General features: G+C 41.5%; 15 protein-coding genes and 1 pseudogene. 4 read left to right on the top strand and 12 right to left on the bottom strand.

The window, feature by feature from the left end:
• From LPA49_RS15905 to LPA49_RS15925, 5 genes are all read right to left on the bottom strand, one after another.
• Positions 1 to 372, bottom strand: a complete 372-nt coding sequence (locus LPA49_RS15905) for a hypothetical protein (RefSeq protein WP_036972250.1) — start codon at positions 370 to 372, stop codon at positions 1 to 3.
• Positions 373 to 426: 54 nt separating this feature from the next.
• Positions 427 to 846, bottom strand: coding sequence for a DUF3429 domain-containing protein (locus LPA49_RS15910; RefSeq protein ID WP_036972248.1), 420 nt, complete (start codon positions 844 to 846; stop codon positions 427 to 429).
• A 114-nt stretch (positions 847 to 960) separates the two neighbouring features.
• A complete protein-coding gene (locus LPA49_RS15915) occupies positions 961 to 2496 on the bottom strand; it encodes an AMP-binding protein (RefSeq protein WP_230237144.1) in 1536 nt (511 codons plus the stop codon).
• Positions 2480 to 3307 carry an SDR family NAD(P)-dependent oxidoreductase gene (locus LPA49_RS15920; RefSeq protein ID WP_118845251.1) on the bottom strand — a complete coding sequence of 276 codons (828 nt, stop codon included), beginning with the start codon at positions 3305 to 3307 and terminating at the stop codon, positions 2480 to 2482. The genes LPA49_RS15915 and LPA49_RS15920 overlap by 17 nt, the downstream gene beginning before the upstream one ends.
• An 81-nt stretch (positions 3308 to 3388) precedes the next feature.
• A complete protein-coding gene (locus LPA49_RS15925; protein WP_036972243.1) occupies positions 3389 to 4423 on the bottom strand; it encodes an AraC family transcriptional regulator in 1035 nt (344 codons plus the stop codon).
• Positions 4424 to 4573: 150 nt separating this feature from the next.
• Here LPA49_RS15925 and LPA49_RS15930 point away from each other — a divergent pair, with 150 nt between their 5' ends.
• The 4 genes from LPA49_RS15930 to ahpF all read left to right on the top strand — a co-directional run bounded on the left by LPA49_RS15930 (position 4574) and on the right by ahpF (position 8644).
• On the top strand, positions 4574 to 5575 hold the full coding sequence (locus LPA49_RS15930) for an NAD(P)-dependent oxidoreductase (RefSeq protein WP_118845253.1): 1002 nt from the start codon (positions 4574 to 4576) through the stop codon (positions 5573 to 5575).
• Between the two features lie 42 nt (positions 5576 to 5617).
• Complete coding sequence (locus LPA49_RS15935) at positions 5618 to 6121, top strand: 2,4'-dihydroxyacetophenone dioxygenase family protein (RefSeq protein ID WP_036972241.1); 504 nt, start codon at positions 5618 to 5620, stop codon at positions 6119 to 6121.
• Between the two features lie 206 nt (positions 6122 to 6327).
• Positions 6328 to 6897 carry an alkyl hydroperoxide reductase subunit C gene (gene ahpC / locus LPA49_RS15940; RefSeq protein ID WP_036972239.1) on the top strand — a complete coding sequence of 190 codons (570 nt, stop codon included), beginning with the start codon at positions 6328 to 6330 and terminating at the stop codon, positions 6895 to 6897.
• Between the two features lie 166 nt (positions 6898 to 7063).
• Positions 7064 to 8644, top strand: coding sequence for an alkyl hydroperoxide reductase subunit F (gene ahpF, locus LPA49_RS15945; protein WP_036972237.1), 1581 nt, complete (start codon positions 7064 to 7066; stop codon positions 8642 to 8644).
• Between the two features lie 95 nt (positions 8645 to 8739).
• Here ahpF and LPA49_RS15950 read toward each other — a convergent pair whose 3' ends face one another.
• The 7 genes and pseudogenes from LPA49_RS15950 to LPA49_RS15980 all read right to left on the bottom strand — a co-directional run.
• On the bottom strand, positions 8740 to 9210 hold the full coding sequence (locus LPA49_RS15950) for a DM13 domain-containing protein (protein WP_230237146.1): 471 nt from the start codon (positions 9208 to 9210) through the stop codon (positions 8740 to 8742).
• A complete protein-coding gene (locus LPA49_RS15955) occupies positions 9207 to 10019 on the bottom strand; it encodes a hypothetical protein (RefSeq protein WP_230237149.1) in 813 nt (270 codons plus the stop codon). Before LPA49_RS15955 ends, LPA49_RS15950 begins: the two co-directional genes overlap by 4 nt.
• A 36-nt stretch (positions 10020 to 10055) precedes the next feature.
• Positions 10056 to 11681: a methyl-accepting chemotaxis protein gene (locus LPA49_RS15960; protein WP_230237152.1), complete on the bottom strand. Its 1626-nt coding sequence runs from the start codon at positions 11679 to 11681 to the stop codon at positions 10056 to 10058.
• Positions 11682 to 11933: 252 nt separating this feature from the next.
• On the bottom strand, positions 11934 to 14132 hold the full coding sequence (locus LPA49_RS15965) for a carbohydrate-binding family V/XII (RefSeq protein ID WP_230237154.1): 2199 nt from the start codon (positions 14130 to 14132) through the stop codon (positions 11934 to 11936).
• An 88-nt stretch (positions 14133 to 14220) separates the two neighbouring features.
• A complete protein-coding gene (locus tag LPA49_RS15970; protein ID WP_036972231.1) occupies positions 14221 to 15057 on the bottom strand; it encodes a patatin family protein in 837 nt (278 codons plus the stop codon).
• A gap of 83 nt (positions 15058 to 15140) precedes the next feature.
• Complete coding sequence (locus LPA49_RS15975) at positions 15141 to 15593, bottom strand: NfeD family protein (RefSeq protein WP_036972229.1); 453 nt, start codon at positions 15591 to 15593, stop codon at positions 15141 to 15143.
• Between the two features lie 8 nt (positions 15594 to 15601).
• Positions 15602 to 16054 (bottom strand): annotated as a pseudogene (locus LPA49_RS15980) (band-7 C-terminal domain-containing protein); the annotation flags it as partial.
• Positions 16055 to 16125 lie beyond the last annotated feature (71 nt).

The raw sequence follows: 16125 nt of genomic DNA on the forward strand, positions 1-16125 counted from the left end.
TCAGTGACCTTGCTCAGCGAGGTCGCTATTTTCTAGTTTAGGGCACAAGGCTAAACGTGTTTTTAAACCCTCAATAGCGATTTGCTTTAAGATGAGGTTAAAACTTAACAGCACCGCAATCACAATATGAATAGGGCCGTGCGTAAATCCTGCATCAGTATCGAAGAGCATTAAGCCAAACAATAAAAACATAACGGCTAAGAATATTTCGATAAGTTGATTCGAGTAAAAGGTGATGAGCCCCTGATTTTTATGATCTTTCTTTATATGGATTGCACAAAAAAAAGGGATCACCTTTATTTTAAAGTGTGCACCTTTTTCAACGTAGTTCTCACCAAGATGGTCTAGTTTAGCGCGTAGTTGATCTATCATACCAAGTCCTTAAACAACTGAGCCGCGGATGTTACCGCAAACACACTGAAAGGGCTACTCAGGATAGACGCTAATACCAATTACAAATATATGGCAGACAAACACCACGCCGGTAAGTACAAAGCGCATTTTTTGATAGTCAACGTGGTAGTTTTGCCATTGAGGTGTGCTCTTTTCAAATAATAACACCAGCCAAAAGCTGGCTGCGAGCCAAGCCAGAATCCATGCTGGCGGTAGAAAGCTCAAAAAGGCAATAGGTATAATAGGCAAAACGGCTTTGATGGCATCGGCATAAGTTTGCTGGCCCGCATGCCATAAATTACCGGCCATAAATGCCAAAATTGCTATGCTGTAGAAAGTGAAAAATTCTAAATTAATGGCACTACTGCCCGTGATCAGCGGCCAGCCTACGCAGCCTAAAAACGGAAGTAGACCTAAGTAACCAAGTTGAATGTGATTGATGAACTTTTCCATAATTGCCTTTTAAACCGACATAAAATAAGTAAAAGCATACCTGCGGGTATGCTTTTTCTTTTAATCAAACTCGTTGTATTTTATACCAGTTAAGCGCCTAAAACGATCGCTTTATTATTTACGTAATTCACGACGCAATATTTTGCCAACCGTTGACTTGGGCAATTCTTCCATAAAAATAATCGACTTGGGTACTTTATAAGCACTTAAGTTTTCACGGCAATAGTCTGTTACTTGTTGCTCATCAATTGGCTCTTTTAAAGTGATGTAGGCACACACTCGCTCACCTGTTTTTTCGTCTTGAGCGCCAATCACAGCCGCTTCACAAATGGCTGGATGCTGACAAAGTACGTTTTCAACCTCGTTAGGGTAGACATTAAATCCAGAGACAATAATCATGTCTTTCAAACGGTCGACTATTTTGTAATTACCACTTGGCAGTTGTAATCCCACGTCACCGGTTTTGAAAAAACCACCTTTCATACACTTATCTGTTTCATCTTGGCGTTGCCAATAGCCCATCATGACTTGTGGGCCTTTCACAACAATTTCACCTGATTGACCTTCAGCCACAGGCTGATCGTTTTCATCCCAAATCTCTACAACGGTATTAGACAATGGACGGCCGATACTGCCGATTTCTTCTTTCTTGAAATCATTTAAGGTCGCAACGGGTGATGTTTCTGACAGTCCATACCCTTCGGTAATTGTGCAGCCAGTGACCTTCATCCATGCATCTGCAGCAGCATGGGTCAGCGCAGCTCCTCCGGAAACGGTCATTTTTAATTGTGAAAAATCAAGCGCTTTAAAGCCTGGATGCATGCATAAACCAATAAATAGCGTATTAATTCCTGAAAAGTAATTAATGGTGTGAGGCTCTACTTGTTTAACTAAAGCATCTAAATCACGAGGATTCGGGATCAGTACGTTAAACTGACCCATCGCGAATAAGCCAATCATATTCACGGTGAATGCGTAGATATGATAGAGCGGCAACGGACAAATTCCCGTTTCTTGGCTTGGCTGCATGATCTCAGCAAAACGCTCATTCATTTGTTCAGCGTTGGCTAAAATATTGCCGTGACTAAGCATGGCTGCTTTGGCAACCCCAGTGGTTCCACCTGTGTATTGAAGTACCGCTATATCATCGCGGTTTGCGTTGTGTACTTTAAGAGGGGCTAGTTGTTCACCTTGCTCAATAAGCTCAGGGAGAGAGAGTTGTGTGCCTTTGACTGCTGGTAAGCCAACCGCTGCGGTCACTATGACGGTATTAATGGATGTTTGGTCAATGATAGTCGTGAGTTTATCTGCTAAGCCGTCGAGGAGCACAATCGCTTTAACGCCCGCATCATTAAATTGGTGCAGCATTTCTCTTGCTGTGTAAAGTGGGTTGGTGTTTACAACAATTAAACCAGCGCGAAGAGCTGCATAGGTGACGATAGGGTAGTCGACAATATTGGGTAACTGAATCGCAATACGGTCACCTACTTGCAGGCCGCTGTGTTGTTGAAACCATTGTGCCAAATAGCGAGATTGCTGCTCTACATCACTAAAAGTTAATGTTTTACCTGCACTGTTGTAGGCCGGTAAGTCAGCATAAGTTTGACAGGTATGGTCAATTAGCTGTGTGAGATTATCGTGTGTGTTCATTCGGACTCCTTAGCATATTGTTCTTATTAGAGTGTTTGATGATGCGCTTCATTACAGGGGTCATCATCCAAGCAGGTAAATAACGGCTTAAGCTATAAGATAGTCTAGATTGAAAGCCGAGTATCACCATAAATTTTTGCTTATCTAATCCACGCATCAGTCTGGTGACGCGACGGTCTTGTGTTAAGTAACGACTTACTTTATTGATGATTTTAGTGTTTGTGTGTGCGCAGTTGTGTTGGTCACACTCACTTAAATAAGGGGTCTCTGGTGCATAAATTACACTGACTTTAATGCCATCCGGTTTTAATTCTTGGCGTTGTGTTTTGGCAAAGTTCAAGATTACATCGTCAGCAATACGTTGATCTTGCACGTATTCAAAAGGGGTCATGGGGGCATGTGAAGTGATAAGTGCAAGGTGGCTATTCATGGTGAGGTACTGACGAATTACGGCGCTAAAGTTAAGAGTGCGAATGATATTAGCTTGTAGGCTACAATGATTGTTAGTGTCAGAGTGCTTTGCTAAAGACTCGATATTCTTAGTGCTGGGGCAGTATATCGCAACCTCAGGCTCACCAATGGCCACGACCGCATTGTTAACTTGAACAGCCAACGTTTGCGTATCGGCCATATCAACAGCAAAAAATTCAATGTATTGAGAATCATCGCTCAGTGTTCTAAGCGCATGTTTACTTTGCTGGCTAAAGCGTATATCAAATAATGCGACATCATCACCACGCTTTATGTATTGTTTAGCAAGTTCAAAGCCTAAACCACTATTTGCACCCGTAATAAACACCCTTCTTATCATTGCACGACCGCTTATCAGTGAAGTTAGCGAATCAATATATATAAATTGTTAACGCAATAATTAGCTTTTAGCGACCTATTTTTAACTTTTTACGCCATTATGCAGTAATGACTTACGGTAGTCTTTCGGAGGTACGCCATACCAACGCTTAAATGCGCGGGTAAATTCACTGTAGTTCGAAAAGCTTAAAATATCTGAAATATTCGACAAGCTTAAACTTGATTCTGTTAAGTACTGGTGCGCAAGATTACAGCGTATGTCATCAACAAGCTCACGAAAGGTTGTCCCTTGCTGAGTTAAGTGCCTTTGCAGGCTGCGGGAACTCATAGACAGTTTTTCAGCAATTAAGTTAACGCCAAATTGTTCGTGTAATAAATACTGTTTTATTAACACTTCAACGTGATCAGAAATATTTTCTCTTTTTGAGTCATTAAGGTGACCAAGTTGTTGGCTCAAAATTGAAAATAGTTGTTTATCAGAGTTCTTGATGGGTAGCTTTAGGTATTTTCTGTCAAAGATTAGCGCGGTGTGCGGACAATTGAACACTGGCACTTGCCCGAGTGCTTGACGATAAACACTGGTATTTGTATTGGCGCTGTGAGGGAGCTCGAGGCGGTGTAACTTTATCTGATCATCCGTAAGCTGTTTAAGTAAGTTAACGCCAACACTTAATGCTAAATCGGCTCCATGATACACACTGACCTTCAGTTTGCTGCGTACTAAAAACGACAGTTTCACGTAATCTTGGCCGATTTCGAGCAAAAGATCGGCGCTATTTTGATGGACATGATAATACTTAGTTAAGTTTTTTAGTGCCATTTCTAAGCTGTCACAGTTACCCATTAAATACCCAACCGAGCCGAGTATGTTCAAACTCTGCCAGCGACCAAGTTCTAATCCAAAATAAGGAAGGTCGAGCTCTTTTGCTGTGATTTCTAGCAGTTCGATTAATTGCTGATACTGAATGAAGTTGTTGGGCTCTTGTAATTGTTTTCTGTCTAACCCAACGCGCGATAATAGTGCATCAGGGTTAATGAGCTTGCTTTCAATTATTTCGATGTATCCATGTAGAGCCGATACTCTAATTAGGTCAGGTGTGTGGGGTGAACGGGGCATAATGTGCTCTTTTTTAGTGCGCTGGCGTAAAAAGTAAAAAAAATTGCGTAAAAAGTAAAGTAAATACAGCGATTAAAGTTTAACAATGTATTAACGATGATGGTCTACTATTTAAAATTAGGCCATTAACAGTACTTATAGGAATACGCAATGAATTACACAAAAGTCTTTATAAGTGGCGGTAATGGTTTTATTGGCCGCAAACTTGCGCAGTATTTTAAAGATAGAGGCGTACAAGTATGCGGTGTTGACTTGATGCCGTGTGATGAATTTAACATTGTGTCGGGTAATTTAAGTGAGCCAGCGAGCTTTAGTCACTTGATCAAAGACTGCGATTTAGTCATTCACACTGCGGCTATTGTGTCTAACGCATTGAGTTACAAACAAACATGGCAAGCAAACGTCGGCTGGACAAAAAATTTACTTGATGCCGCAGTACATGCTGGCACGGTGATGCGCTTTATTCATATTTCTTCAACGGCCGTGTACGGCAGCGATTGGCAAACAGCGATAAGCGAAGATGCACCATTACTCCCTGATGGGCGTGCTTATAACGATTCTAAAATGATGAGTGAACACTTATCTTTAAGTTATCACGCCAGTAAAAAGTTGAATGTAACAATTATTCGACCTGGCGATGTCTATGGTCCAGGGTCAAAACCATGGATAGCTTACCCCTTGCAAGAAATTGCAAAAGGAACCTTTATGGTGCCACAGGGTATGTTTGGGCCAGTTTATATTGATGACCTCGTTAAAGGAATTTATTTAAGTGCGATGAGTGAGCAGGCTAGCGGCGAAATTTTTAATTTGTCAGGGCCTGAACAAGTAACAAATCAAACATATTTTAACTATTTAGCGCAGGCACAGGGTCAACAGCACGTGAAAGTTGTTAATTTAAAGCTGGCATTGAAACTGACCGGCTTCATTGAGTGGTGTTATCACTTAGTTGGTAAAACGACAGACATTAACCCGTCGACAATGCGCATGCTTAGCCGTAAAAGTGCCGCTTATAGTAATGAAAAAGCAGAACGTTTATTAGGGTATAAACCTGAATTTAGTTTGCAGCATGGTATGCAGAGCGCACTGCAATGGGCATTTGAGCAAGGACTTTGTAAAGCGGCTCCAGAACAGCCTGCTGTCAAAGTTAACTAAACAATTAACAACATTTAAAGCAAGTGAAAAGAGGACACACACATGGCATTACCAGATATTATTAATCATCAAGACTTTCTATTAACGATTCATACCAATGATGAAAAACTTATAAAAAATGCATTACCGGGTGTTCATATTTACCCATTGATGCTTGATTCTGAAAACGGGGTATGGGTATTACGCGTTTTATTTGAACCCGGTACAGTATTACCAAAGCATTTTCACACTGGTGTTGTACATTTATATACTTTGTCTGGTAGCTGGCATTACACAGAGTACCCAGATGATGTGCAAAAAGCGGGTAGCTATTTATTTGAACCAGGTGGTTCTATTCACCAATTCCAAGTGCCTGAAGAAAACACCGAAGTTACTGATACGTTCATGGTGGTTATGGGCTCAAACATTAATTTTGATCCCGATGGTAACTACATGAACATTATGGATGCAGGCTGGATTGAACAAGTCATGTTAGCGGCTGCAAAAGAACAAGGTTTTGAACCTAAATATATTAAACCAAAGAGTTTGTACGGTTTTAATAAGTAATTTCGTTCCCACGAAAAGAAGCCCTCATTCATGTAAGTGATTGAGGGCTTTATTCTTTTTAAAGAATTTAGGTTTGCAATCTAAAAAATCAATTAATTTAATCTAAACAATCAATTTTATTTTAATCGCTCAGGCCTCTATTGTATTAATCAAGCAGACGCAAGGCTGCGTTAATTAAACTTTTAAATACATCAATGAGGAAAACTATGAGCACTTCATTAATCAACACAAAATTACAACCATTCAATGCAACAGCTTACCACAACGGTGAGTTTGTAGAGCTAACAGAAAAAGATGTGCTAGGTAAATGGTCTATCTTCTTCTTCTACCCAGCAGATTTTACGTTTGTATGCCCAACAGAGTTAGGTGACGTTGCAGACTACTACGCACAACTTCAAGAAATGGGCGTAGAGGTTTACTCAGTATCAACAGACACTCACTTTACTCACAAAGCATGGCACGATACATCTGACACGATTAGTAAAATCAAATTCCCAATGATCGGTGACCCAACAGGTCGCATTACACGCAATTTCGGTGTGATGATCGAAGATGAAGGTCTTGCTCTTCGCGGTACATTTGTAATGAACCCTGAAGGTGAAATCAAAGTGATCGAAACTCATGACCTAGGTATCGGCCGCAGTGCAAAAGAGTTAGTACGTAAAGTACAAGCTGCACAATACATCGCGAACCACGACGGTGAAGTATGCCCTGCATCATGGCAGCCAGGTGAAGAAACATTGGCTCCTTCACTAGACCTAGTTGGCAAAATCTAAATTGCGACTGCACGTAAGTGCTTAAGCGAAGCCACGCTTCGCTTAAGCGAGCAATACGAATTTAATTGCCCATCACAACTCACACACATTAAGCACATTAGCGGGTGGTGGGCAGTTAATCCTGTCATTTTTCGAGATTATTTATTCTGAACTCAAGGGCTAAGCCATGTTAGATACAAATATCAAAAACCAATTAGCAAGCCACTTTGCTTCTATTACCAGCCCTGTTGAGCTGCTTATCGCCTTGGATGACAGCAATAAATCAACAGAACTAAAAAGCTTAGCGACTGATTTAGCATCGTTAAGCGACAAATTTTCGGTGCGAGACAACCCAGACCAAGGCGTACGCCGTCCTTCAATGGTGGTGTCTTCACCTGTAAACAATACGCAAATCATTTTTGCCGGTGTGCCAATGGGCCACGAATTTACTAGCTTGGTTCTTGCATTACTGCACACAGGTGGCCACCCAAGCAAAGCGTCAGACGCTGAAATTGAACAAATTAAATCATTAACTGGCCCGCTTAATTTCGAAGTATATATTTCATTAAGCTGTCAGACGTGTCCGCAAGTAGTACAAGCACTTAACTTAATGGCGGCGCACAATCAGAACATAACAGCCACAATGATTGATGGTGCTTTGTTCCAAGATGAAGTGAACGAGCGCAATATTCTGGCGGTACCGGCTGTTTATTTAAATGGTGAATTGTTCAGCCAAGGTGCTGTGAACTTAACCGACATTTTAAATAAAGTAGACACCAAAGCAGCAGCACGACAGGCTGATGCGCTGAACGACAAAGCGTTATTCGATGTATTAGTTGTAGGGGGCGGCCCAGCGGGGGCTTCTGCGGCTATTTACTCAGCACGTAAAGGTTTAAACACCGGAGTGGTCGCAGAGCGATTTGGTGGTCAGGTTGCAGACACATTAGCCATTGAGAACTTTATCTCTGTAAAAGCAACTGAAGGCCCTAAGTTAGTTGCGCAACTTGAAGAACACGTTAAAGAATACGGTGTTGATGTGATGCAAAACCAACGTGCTGCGTCATTAACTAAACAGGATAACTATCAAATTACCTTAGAAAATGGTGCGGTATTAAATGCCAAATCGGTTGTATTGGCAACGGGTGCCCGCTGGCGTGAAATGAATGTGCCGGGCGAGAAAGAGTATCGCGGCCATGGCGTTGCATACTGCCCGCATTGCGACGGCCCGTTATTTAAAGGCAAAGCAGTCGCAGTGATCGGGGGGGGTAACTCAGGCATTGAAGCAGCTATTGACCTTGCTAACATCGTTGAGCATGTCACCGTGCTTGAATTTGCTGACACATTACGCGCCGATGAGGTACTTATTCGTAAAGCGAAAAGCTTAAGTAACATCACAATCATTAAAAACGCGCAAACAACCGAGGTTGTTGGCGATGGCAAGCGTGTAACAGGTTTAAGCTACATTGATCGTGTCTCTGGCGATGAAAAGTCGCTTGCACTGGCTGGCATTTTCGTTCAAATCGGTTTAGTACCAAACACTGAGTGGTTAAAAGACTCAGATGTGTCATTGACTCGCTTTGGTGAAATTGAAATCGACAGTAAAGGGGCGACTTCTTTACCCGGTGTGTATGCTGCGGGTGATGCCACGACAACACCGTTTAAACAAATCATTATTGCCATGGGCAGTGGTGCAACGGCAAGTTTAGGTGCATTTGATTATTTAATCCGCCACAGTGATGAGGCTCAACACACTGAAAATGCAGCCTAAATGGATAAATAAAGACTCTTGATTAGGCAGCTCAACACCCATAGCTGCCGCTTTAAAGCCGCCCTCTCCAAAGGCGGCTTTGTTTTGCATACTATTTATTGATAGCGCGCTGCGGTAATGAACTCATTAAAGCTTTCGCACCAAATAATGACGGTGTTGTATTCGCTTATATTTACGCCTTGCGGAACACGTATTTTAAAGCCATTAAATGAGCGTACTTCGGCTATTCGTTGCATTGTGCCTTTATAGGAAAGGAAGTCATTTTCGTTATCAATAAATTGGTGAGATAAATACAGTTGATAATCAGGCCCAGGGGCAAGTTTACCTTGCATTGAGATTGCGTCATTACTTAAATACACCATCCCATCATCATAATGCAGGCTGTCAGAGCCTTTTAGAACAGTTTTAAACTCCCCCTTAAACAAAGCACGATTAGCATGCTGTTGTAATGTGGTGATAGCGGGGGCTGGTGTTGCCGTAAGAATAGGTAAGGTATAAATACCCACCATAAAGCCTGCAATAAACACCGCAATAAAGCTAAGCAAGAGAATGAACTTTTTAATCATTGTAGTGCCGTTTTTTCAAGTGTAATGGTAAGGCGTTGTTTGAGTTTAAGCCTTTTTTCGACGTCGCCAAAATAGTGCAAATAAATACGCTCTAATTCACCTGAACGCTGAAGTTTTTGCATTCCTTGCTCGAGTAAATCCGCGATATGTTGGTTTTCTTTACTTAAATAAAAGTAGTAATTGCTAGGATATTGCAGCATGAGAGAGGGTTCAATGATCAAATGAAATTGCTTTAGTTTGACAAGTTCAGATTCTATAGCCAACACCGAACGTGGGAAGTAATCGCCTAAACCTGTTTCTAGCGCCTTGATCATGCCTAAATAGTCCAGATCCCCATTAACAGTTAGGCCGTTGTTTTTCATAACCGTGTAATCGTACCAACTCTGTTGTTGTAATCCGATTAATTGTTTTAGAGTGTCAAGGTTATTCACTTTGTGAAAAGTCGCTTCATCGCCTTCACGAATAATTAGCAGACGCTTTCCATGCAAGCCTTTGTACAAGGGAGTAGTTGTTCTAACCAAAGAGTCAGGTATTTCGCCAGGGAGCGATAGCCACGCTAATGTAACGGCTTTATTATGAGTCAACTGCTCTACTATTCGTTTATCATTCATAGGCTTAACGTTGTAAAGTAGGGTGGCATCTACTTTCATTACTGCAAAGCTCTTTTCTAGAACATCATGAATATACTCATTTTTTTGAACTAAAGGGTAATCGGGCCGAGCAAGTTTTATAACAAGCTGCTCATCTGCATAATTTGCAAAACTAACCATGACACATAGTATAAAAGACACACGTCTTAGGGTATTCATCTGTGTATTTCTCTATTAAGTGCACTGTGTTTACGTTTACACTTTAAAAACATGTACCTGCTGTTGTAATCGAGAAGCAAGCGATGCAAGCTCTTGGCTCGCTTGAGCATTTTGTTGTGAGCTTTCGCTGACCAGTGAAATACTGCTACTAAATTCATTAATATTACAACTGAGTTCATTAGCAACGGTCGTTTGTTCATCCGTTGCAGTAGATACTTGATTGTTCATATCGGCGATTTGTGCCATTTCTTGTGTTATTTCAATTAGCAACTGCGATGACCGTTCAGCAAATTCAACACTTTGCTTGGCGCTTTCATCGGCATTGCCCATTGCTGTAACTGCTTGCTGTGCCATTGATTGCAGTTTACTAATCATTTCATTAATACTGGCTGTCGCTTTTTGTGTATTGTGCGCAAGTTGCCTCACTTCATCGGCAACGACCGCAAAGCCGCGCCCTGATTCGCCAGCACGTGCCGCCTCAATTGCTGCATTTAATGCCAGTAAGTTTGTTTGTTCAGCAACACCTTGGATCATCATCACCACTTGGTTTATGTCGGTCGATTGGGTATTAAGTTCATTGATTAGCTGCGTATTTGCATTAACGATATGTGACAAACGATTGATTGAATCAATGTTTTCTTGAACTGATTGCTGCCCCATTTTTGCCGTTTTGTCGGTGTGTGAGGCTTTTTCTGAAGTAGCAAGTGCGTTAGCTGCTACTTGCTCAATCGCACTACTCATTTGCGTAATTGCTGTTGCTATCATTGCAGATTGGTGCTCTTGTTCCGTGGCTGTACTGGCGACTTGGTCACTAATTGAATTCATCTCTTCGGCCGCCGAAGACAGAGTGAGTGTTGCACTTGTTACGTCATTCACTAGCGTATGAATACGTTCCATCATGGCATTAAAATGGCTGGCTGCTTGGGCTATTTCATCGTTACCATGGGTTTTCGCTCTGAGCGTTAAATCTGCATTTTTAGAAATTGAGCCAATGGTTCCACTCAATGAAAGTAATGGATTATGAATCGAGCGATAAATCATAAAAGCGACAATTAGCAAAATAATCATGAGAATGATGACGGAGGCCGTCATGGCAATGCTGACTTTTTCAAAGCTTTTGTCTGCCGTGTTTTTAAACTTATAAGCCTCTGATAGTTGTAATTCAATTAACCCTTGATAACTCTCGCTAAGGGGATCGAATACAGCGTAGAGTCTTTTCACAAACTGATCGTCTGGAATTGACTTCAATTGATTGTTTTTAACCGCAGTGAGAAGCGTATCGAGTTCTGATTTAACATTGTCTAAGTTCTTTTCAACATTGTTGACTAAGCGTTGCTCTTCGCTGGTGAGTTTAGTGCTTAAGTAGCTCTGCCATTTACTGTCTGCTAAGGATTCGGCTTCGTTTACAGACTGAAGAAATGCTGTTTTAGAAATTTGTTCTGCTCGGTATTTATGAAATAAATCGACAATACTTACGGCGTAATTGTCCGATACTGTTTTTATTTGTTCTAGCGGCACAACGCGATCGTCATACAAGCTGTCGATACCTTTTACCATGCTATGCATCATGGATATGGTAAAAATAGACGTGATCACAAAAATCGACACGGGTAACAGCGCTAACACAGCGAGTCGAGAACGAACAGAGTAGTTATTTAACATGATAAAATGAACTTTTATAGTGGCTTAGTATTAAAGCTAATAAGAGAAATGTATTTAAGCAAGTTTTTGCAATAGTTTATAGTTATCTTTTGCTTGAATTTGTGCAAATAGTTGATTTACATCATTGTGTGTAACGTTACACATAAACGCTTGAGTCTATAACAGCTTATTTTTCTGTGAGTGTAATTATTAAGTTTTAAATAATAATGAAGCCCGAATATTAAATCAGGCTTCATTTTAAAGGGGGTATTATTAGTGACCTCGGTTGGGCATTTGTCGCGGCATTTGTTTAGGTAAATTACGGCGCATTTGTTGCCTTTGCATGCCAAGTTGGCGAGCACGGTTAGCTTGATTTAGCTGTTGCATGCGATTTGTTTGCTGAGTATGTGATTGCTGGCGCTGCTGTAAAGTGTGTTTAGCTTTACTCTTATCAATGGTTTGCAATTTATTCTGCACATGTTGTCGGTCAGTATTTTGTATGCGGTCTTTAATCTGTTGTTGTTTATCGCTAGGTACATCTTGCCACTTATCTGAAACACGTTGTTGCCACTTTCCGTCGTCATGTTTCAGTACATTCCCATTTCGATCGGCAAATATATTGTTCGCTTTATCGCGCTGGCTGATGGCTGTTTTTAAATCGCGCTTTACCTGCGTTTTTGAGGCTAGGCGTGTTTTTATTTGACTGCGTTTATAAATATTATTAAGCGGACGTTTGTTGTTAAGGTTATTTAATTTATTGCCAATATTAACGCTATTGCCAATGTTTATATCACCAGTATTAATGACTACGGGGCCTCGGTAGCCGCCGCCATACCAACCATTACAACAGTGGTAAGGACGGTAATGTGTGGGCCAACCTAAATCCCAATTCATTCCTAAGCTTAAAAAGCCATTGCTCCAACTTACGCCGAACGACCAGCCAGTCCAGTTGTTATAGCCAATATTAAAGCCCCATGTTGACGGCCTAGGGTAATAGTAACCACCCCCCCAATATGGTGGGTAATACCACCCAGTGCCATAAACAGGCGCGCCGTAATAAGGATAAGACCATACATAACCCGGGTAGTAACCTGTGTACACAACGTCTGGGGTTGATTCATAAATCTCGACATAGGTAAGGTTATAAACGGGTGAACTGGGTGGGATTTTGGCGATTTCATTTTTTGGAATGCTGTCAGCCACTAACCACGGCCCTTGCGCTGAATCAGCTTTAAACCATACTGCGTTATCGACAGCATAATATTTTCCTTTTATTTGTAGCACTTGTGCATCGGTATTGATTGCGTACGACACGTTAGTTCCAGGAATGCGCTCAAATTTAGGCTTACCATCATAGTACACGGTCAAACGCGCGTCTTTACGACTGATCGCTGCTGTTTGTGGCACTTTTGCATCAAGCACCGCTTCATTTGCCTCTTCGGTGCCCGCGACAGAGTCACGTAAGCCACCAAGGTCTGATTCTGGTGGGATATTTGCGAAGCTTTGAGGCAGCTCGTCTGCTCGTACAAATGTCCAAGGGCCAGTGTGTTGTTTCGCCCTAAACCAACGTCCAGAAAGCAATACATACATGTTATTGGTTTGCATTTCTCTTAGCCACGGAGTTTCTGTATTAAACACGTACATTAATTCTCCACCACTTAGGCTCTTCCATTTGGCTTCGCCATCGGTTACTACAAGCTCAGTGGGCTTGGTAGCAACAACAATCTCAGGTGGGGATGAAAGTGATGATGTACTTGTGTTTTTGGGGAGCATGTTTGCTAAATCAGCAGGCACAGATTGGGTATATTTATAAGGGCCTTTTGCTTGTTTTGCCTGATACCAAAAGTGTCCATCGGTTAGGTAAAGCGATTTGTTTTTTGTATCTTTAATAACGGTCATCGCAGTATTTAATGCACGTTCATAGTGTGTGTCTTTGATAGCACTAAATTTAGGTTCACCGTCAAAGCTTAATAACACCGCAATTTTGTCTTTAAAAATAATGATCGGAGGGTCTGTTTTTAATTGCGCTAAGCTTTGCTCTGCAACTTCTGCGTTTTCTAAACTGGCGGTCAGTTGCGACAGCGAGGTATTAAATTGACTGGTTTTAATCGCTTGGTTTACGACGGTGGTAAAGGTTTGCTCTCCCGCATCTTTAGATTCTGGCCAACGCACATCAATGACGCTCATATCGCGTACGGTGACGCTATCGTTTTCTCTGTCGGTATCAATTTTTGCGGTAAACCAAAAAACACCAAATATGGGCTCTTTGTTTTGTGTAAATGACATGGCTGCTCGGGCAGTAAGGGCATTGCCGATTAACTTTTCTGGTTGCGGCTGATAAACAATCAAAGTGCCCTCAGTCGTATGCACTTTTTGAGGCCACTCAATCGCATTGCTAGGAAAGCAGTATATTACACAGCTAAATAAAATGAATAACTTGAAAAAACGATAAAAAGGCGCGTCATGTTTCATGTTCAATCCTTGTCGAATACACGTCAGATAAGTGTAGCTCAGCAAGAAAAAACTGCGTTAAATTTGTTCCGTTTATCGCACAATTATATCAACAATGTTGAGCTACAAATTGCGCCCCCGCATCGACCCCCATGTCATAGCCCGCTGATAATTTTGCAAATGACTTTGTTGTTCGCCCAACAGCAAACTGTGGCGGTGGGGCAATGATATTTATGTTGCAGTCATTAGGTGGGTTCATAATAAAATCAATGCTTTGATTATAGTTATTTGCTCGGCGCAACGTTGCTTCAGCAAGGGCAGGCGTGTCTTTGTATAACCGCTTAACGAGCCAAGGGGCTTTTGCAGGTTTCTTTTTATAACCCAGCGGTTGCGATAAAACGACCGTGATATCTTTATTACCCATTTCATATGCTTTTTGCACGGGGATTGAGTCTGCAACGCCGCCGTCGGTCAGTTGAATATCATTAATAACGGGATAGTGCCGATAGGCAATGGGTAAAGCGCATGACGCTTTAAGTTGCTCTTCCATTAATTGAGCATTTGCTTTTAAATACTCTGCGTGACCGGTTTTGATATTGGTTGCGACAATGTAAAACTCACTCGCTTGATTATTGAATGTATCTAAATCGAGGCGTATATCCCGAATAGTTTCCTGCCACAACCAATCTAAATCAAACAGGTGGCCGCCTTTAGCAAAACGGATAAAATTTATAAATTCGGGACGACATGAATAATCGGTGATTACGGCATGGTTTCGTTTATATTGTGAGCATAAATACGCGGCGATATTGGTAGCGCCAGCAGACACACCATAACACTGTTGAAACGGCTGATAACTGGCTTTTAAAAAAGCATCTAGTACGCCTGTGGCAAAAATACCACGCATTGCGCCGCCTTCTACAACCAGCGCTTTGTTCTGTGTCATTGTATTCCATTTCCCTTGTAATCGTGTTTACTAAACCATAGCAAACACGATTACAAAACAAAATAGAGTTTTGGCTCTAAGTGTTAAATTGCTTCAACCCAGAGCACGCCTACTTGCTTTTCTGTTACTTTAACAGTACTACCTGCTGCAATAGGGGTATGGCTTTTGAGCTGCCATTGGATACCAGAGTATGGATGTGTCGTTAAACCTCTGTCATCAACATCTGAATTAATAACAAAGGTGATGTCGGCAAAGTCATTGTGCAATGGTTTAGTGTCTGTTTTATCTTGCAAACGTTTGAGTGGTTGCCAAAGCACCACGGCAAAACCAAGGGTAAACACAATATTGCTCCACAGTGCAGTAGTGTAGTTGCTATCAAGCAAGCCAATATTCATCAGTAGACCACTGGCAAATAAAGACAAACCTAAAAAAAGTAACACATAGGTGCTCATTCCAAGCACTGCAACTTCAATAATTAGCGCAAGCACACCTAAAATCATCAGTGTTTCGGCTAAATAAGTATCTAAAAATGCCATAGGGAAACCTAACTTTTTTGTTTTTGGTTCAAAGAGTTAATAATAGACATGCCTTGTGCTACTAATGAACTGGCATCGGTGCCGCTATCAGGGAGTAATACCACTGATGATTCACGTGCAATAGCTTCTTTTGCCGCAATGGCTTTGGTTGCAAGATCAAGCTGAATCGCTTTTTGACCTTGCTCGGTATCGGCTGCTTCACCAACCTTGCGCAATGCATCTGCTTGAGCTTCTGCTACTGCAATAATGGCTTTTGCTTCACCTTCGGCTCGTAATATTTGCTCTGCTTTATCGGCTTCTGCGGCGAGAACTTGCGCTTGTTTTTTACCTTCTGCAACGTTGATATTTGCTTGTCTATCACCTTCAGACTCTAATATTTGTGCACGCTTTACACGTTCAGCTTTCATTTGAGCTTCCATTGCCTCCATAACGGATTGAGGAGGAACAATATCTTTAATCTCTTGTATAACCCCCTAAAAGATACCACTTACGGGTGGGTGAGTGAGTAAAGTCCTTTATTTCTAAGTTGTTA

It is taken from the genome of Pseudoalteromonas sp. MB41, from assembly GCF_020966275.1.
In the GTDB taxonomy this organism is placed as follows: Bacteria; Pseudomonadota; Gammaproteobacteria; order Enterobacterales; family Alteromonadaceae; genus Pseudoalteromonas; species Pseudoalteromonas lipolytica.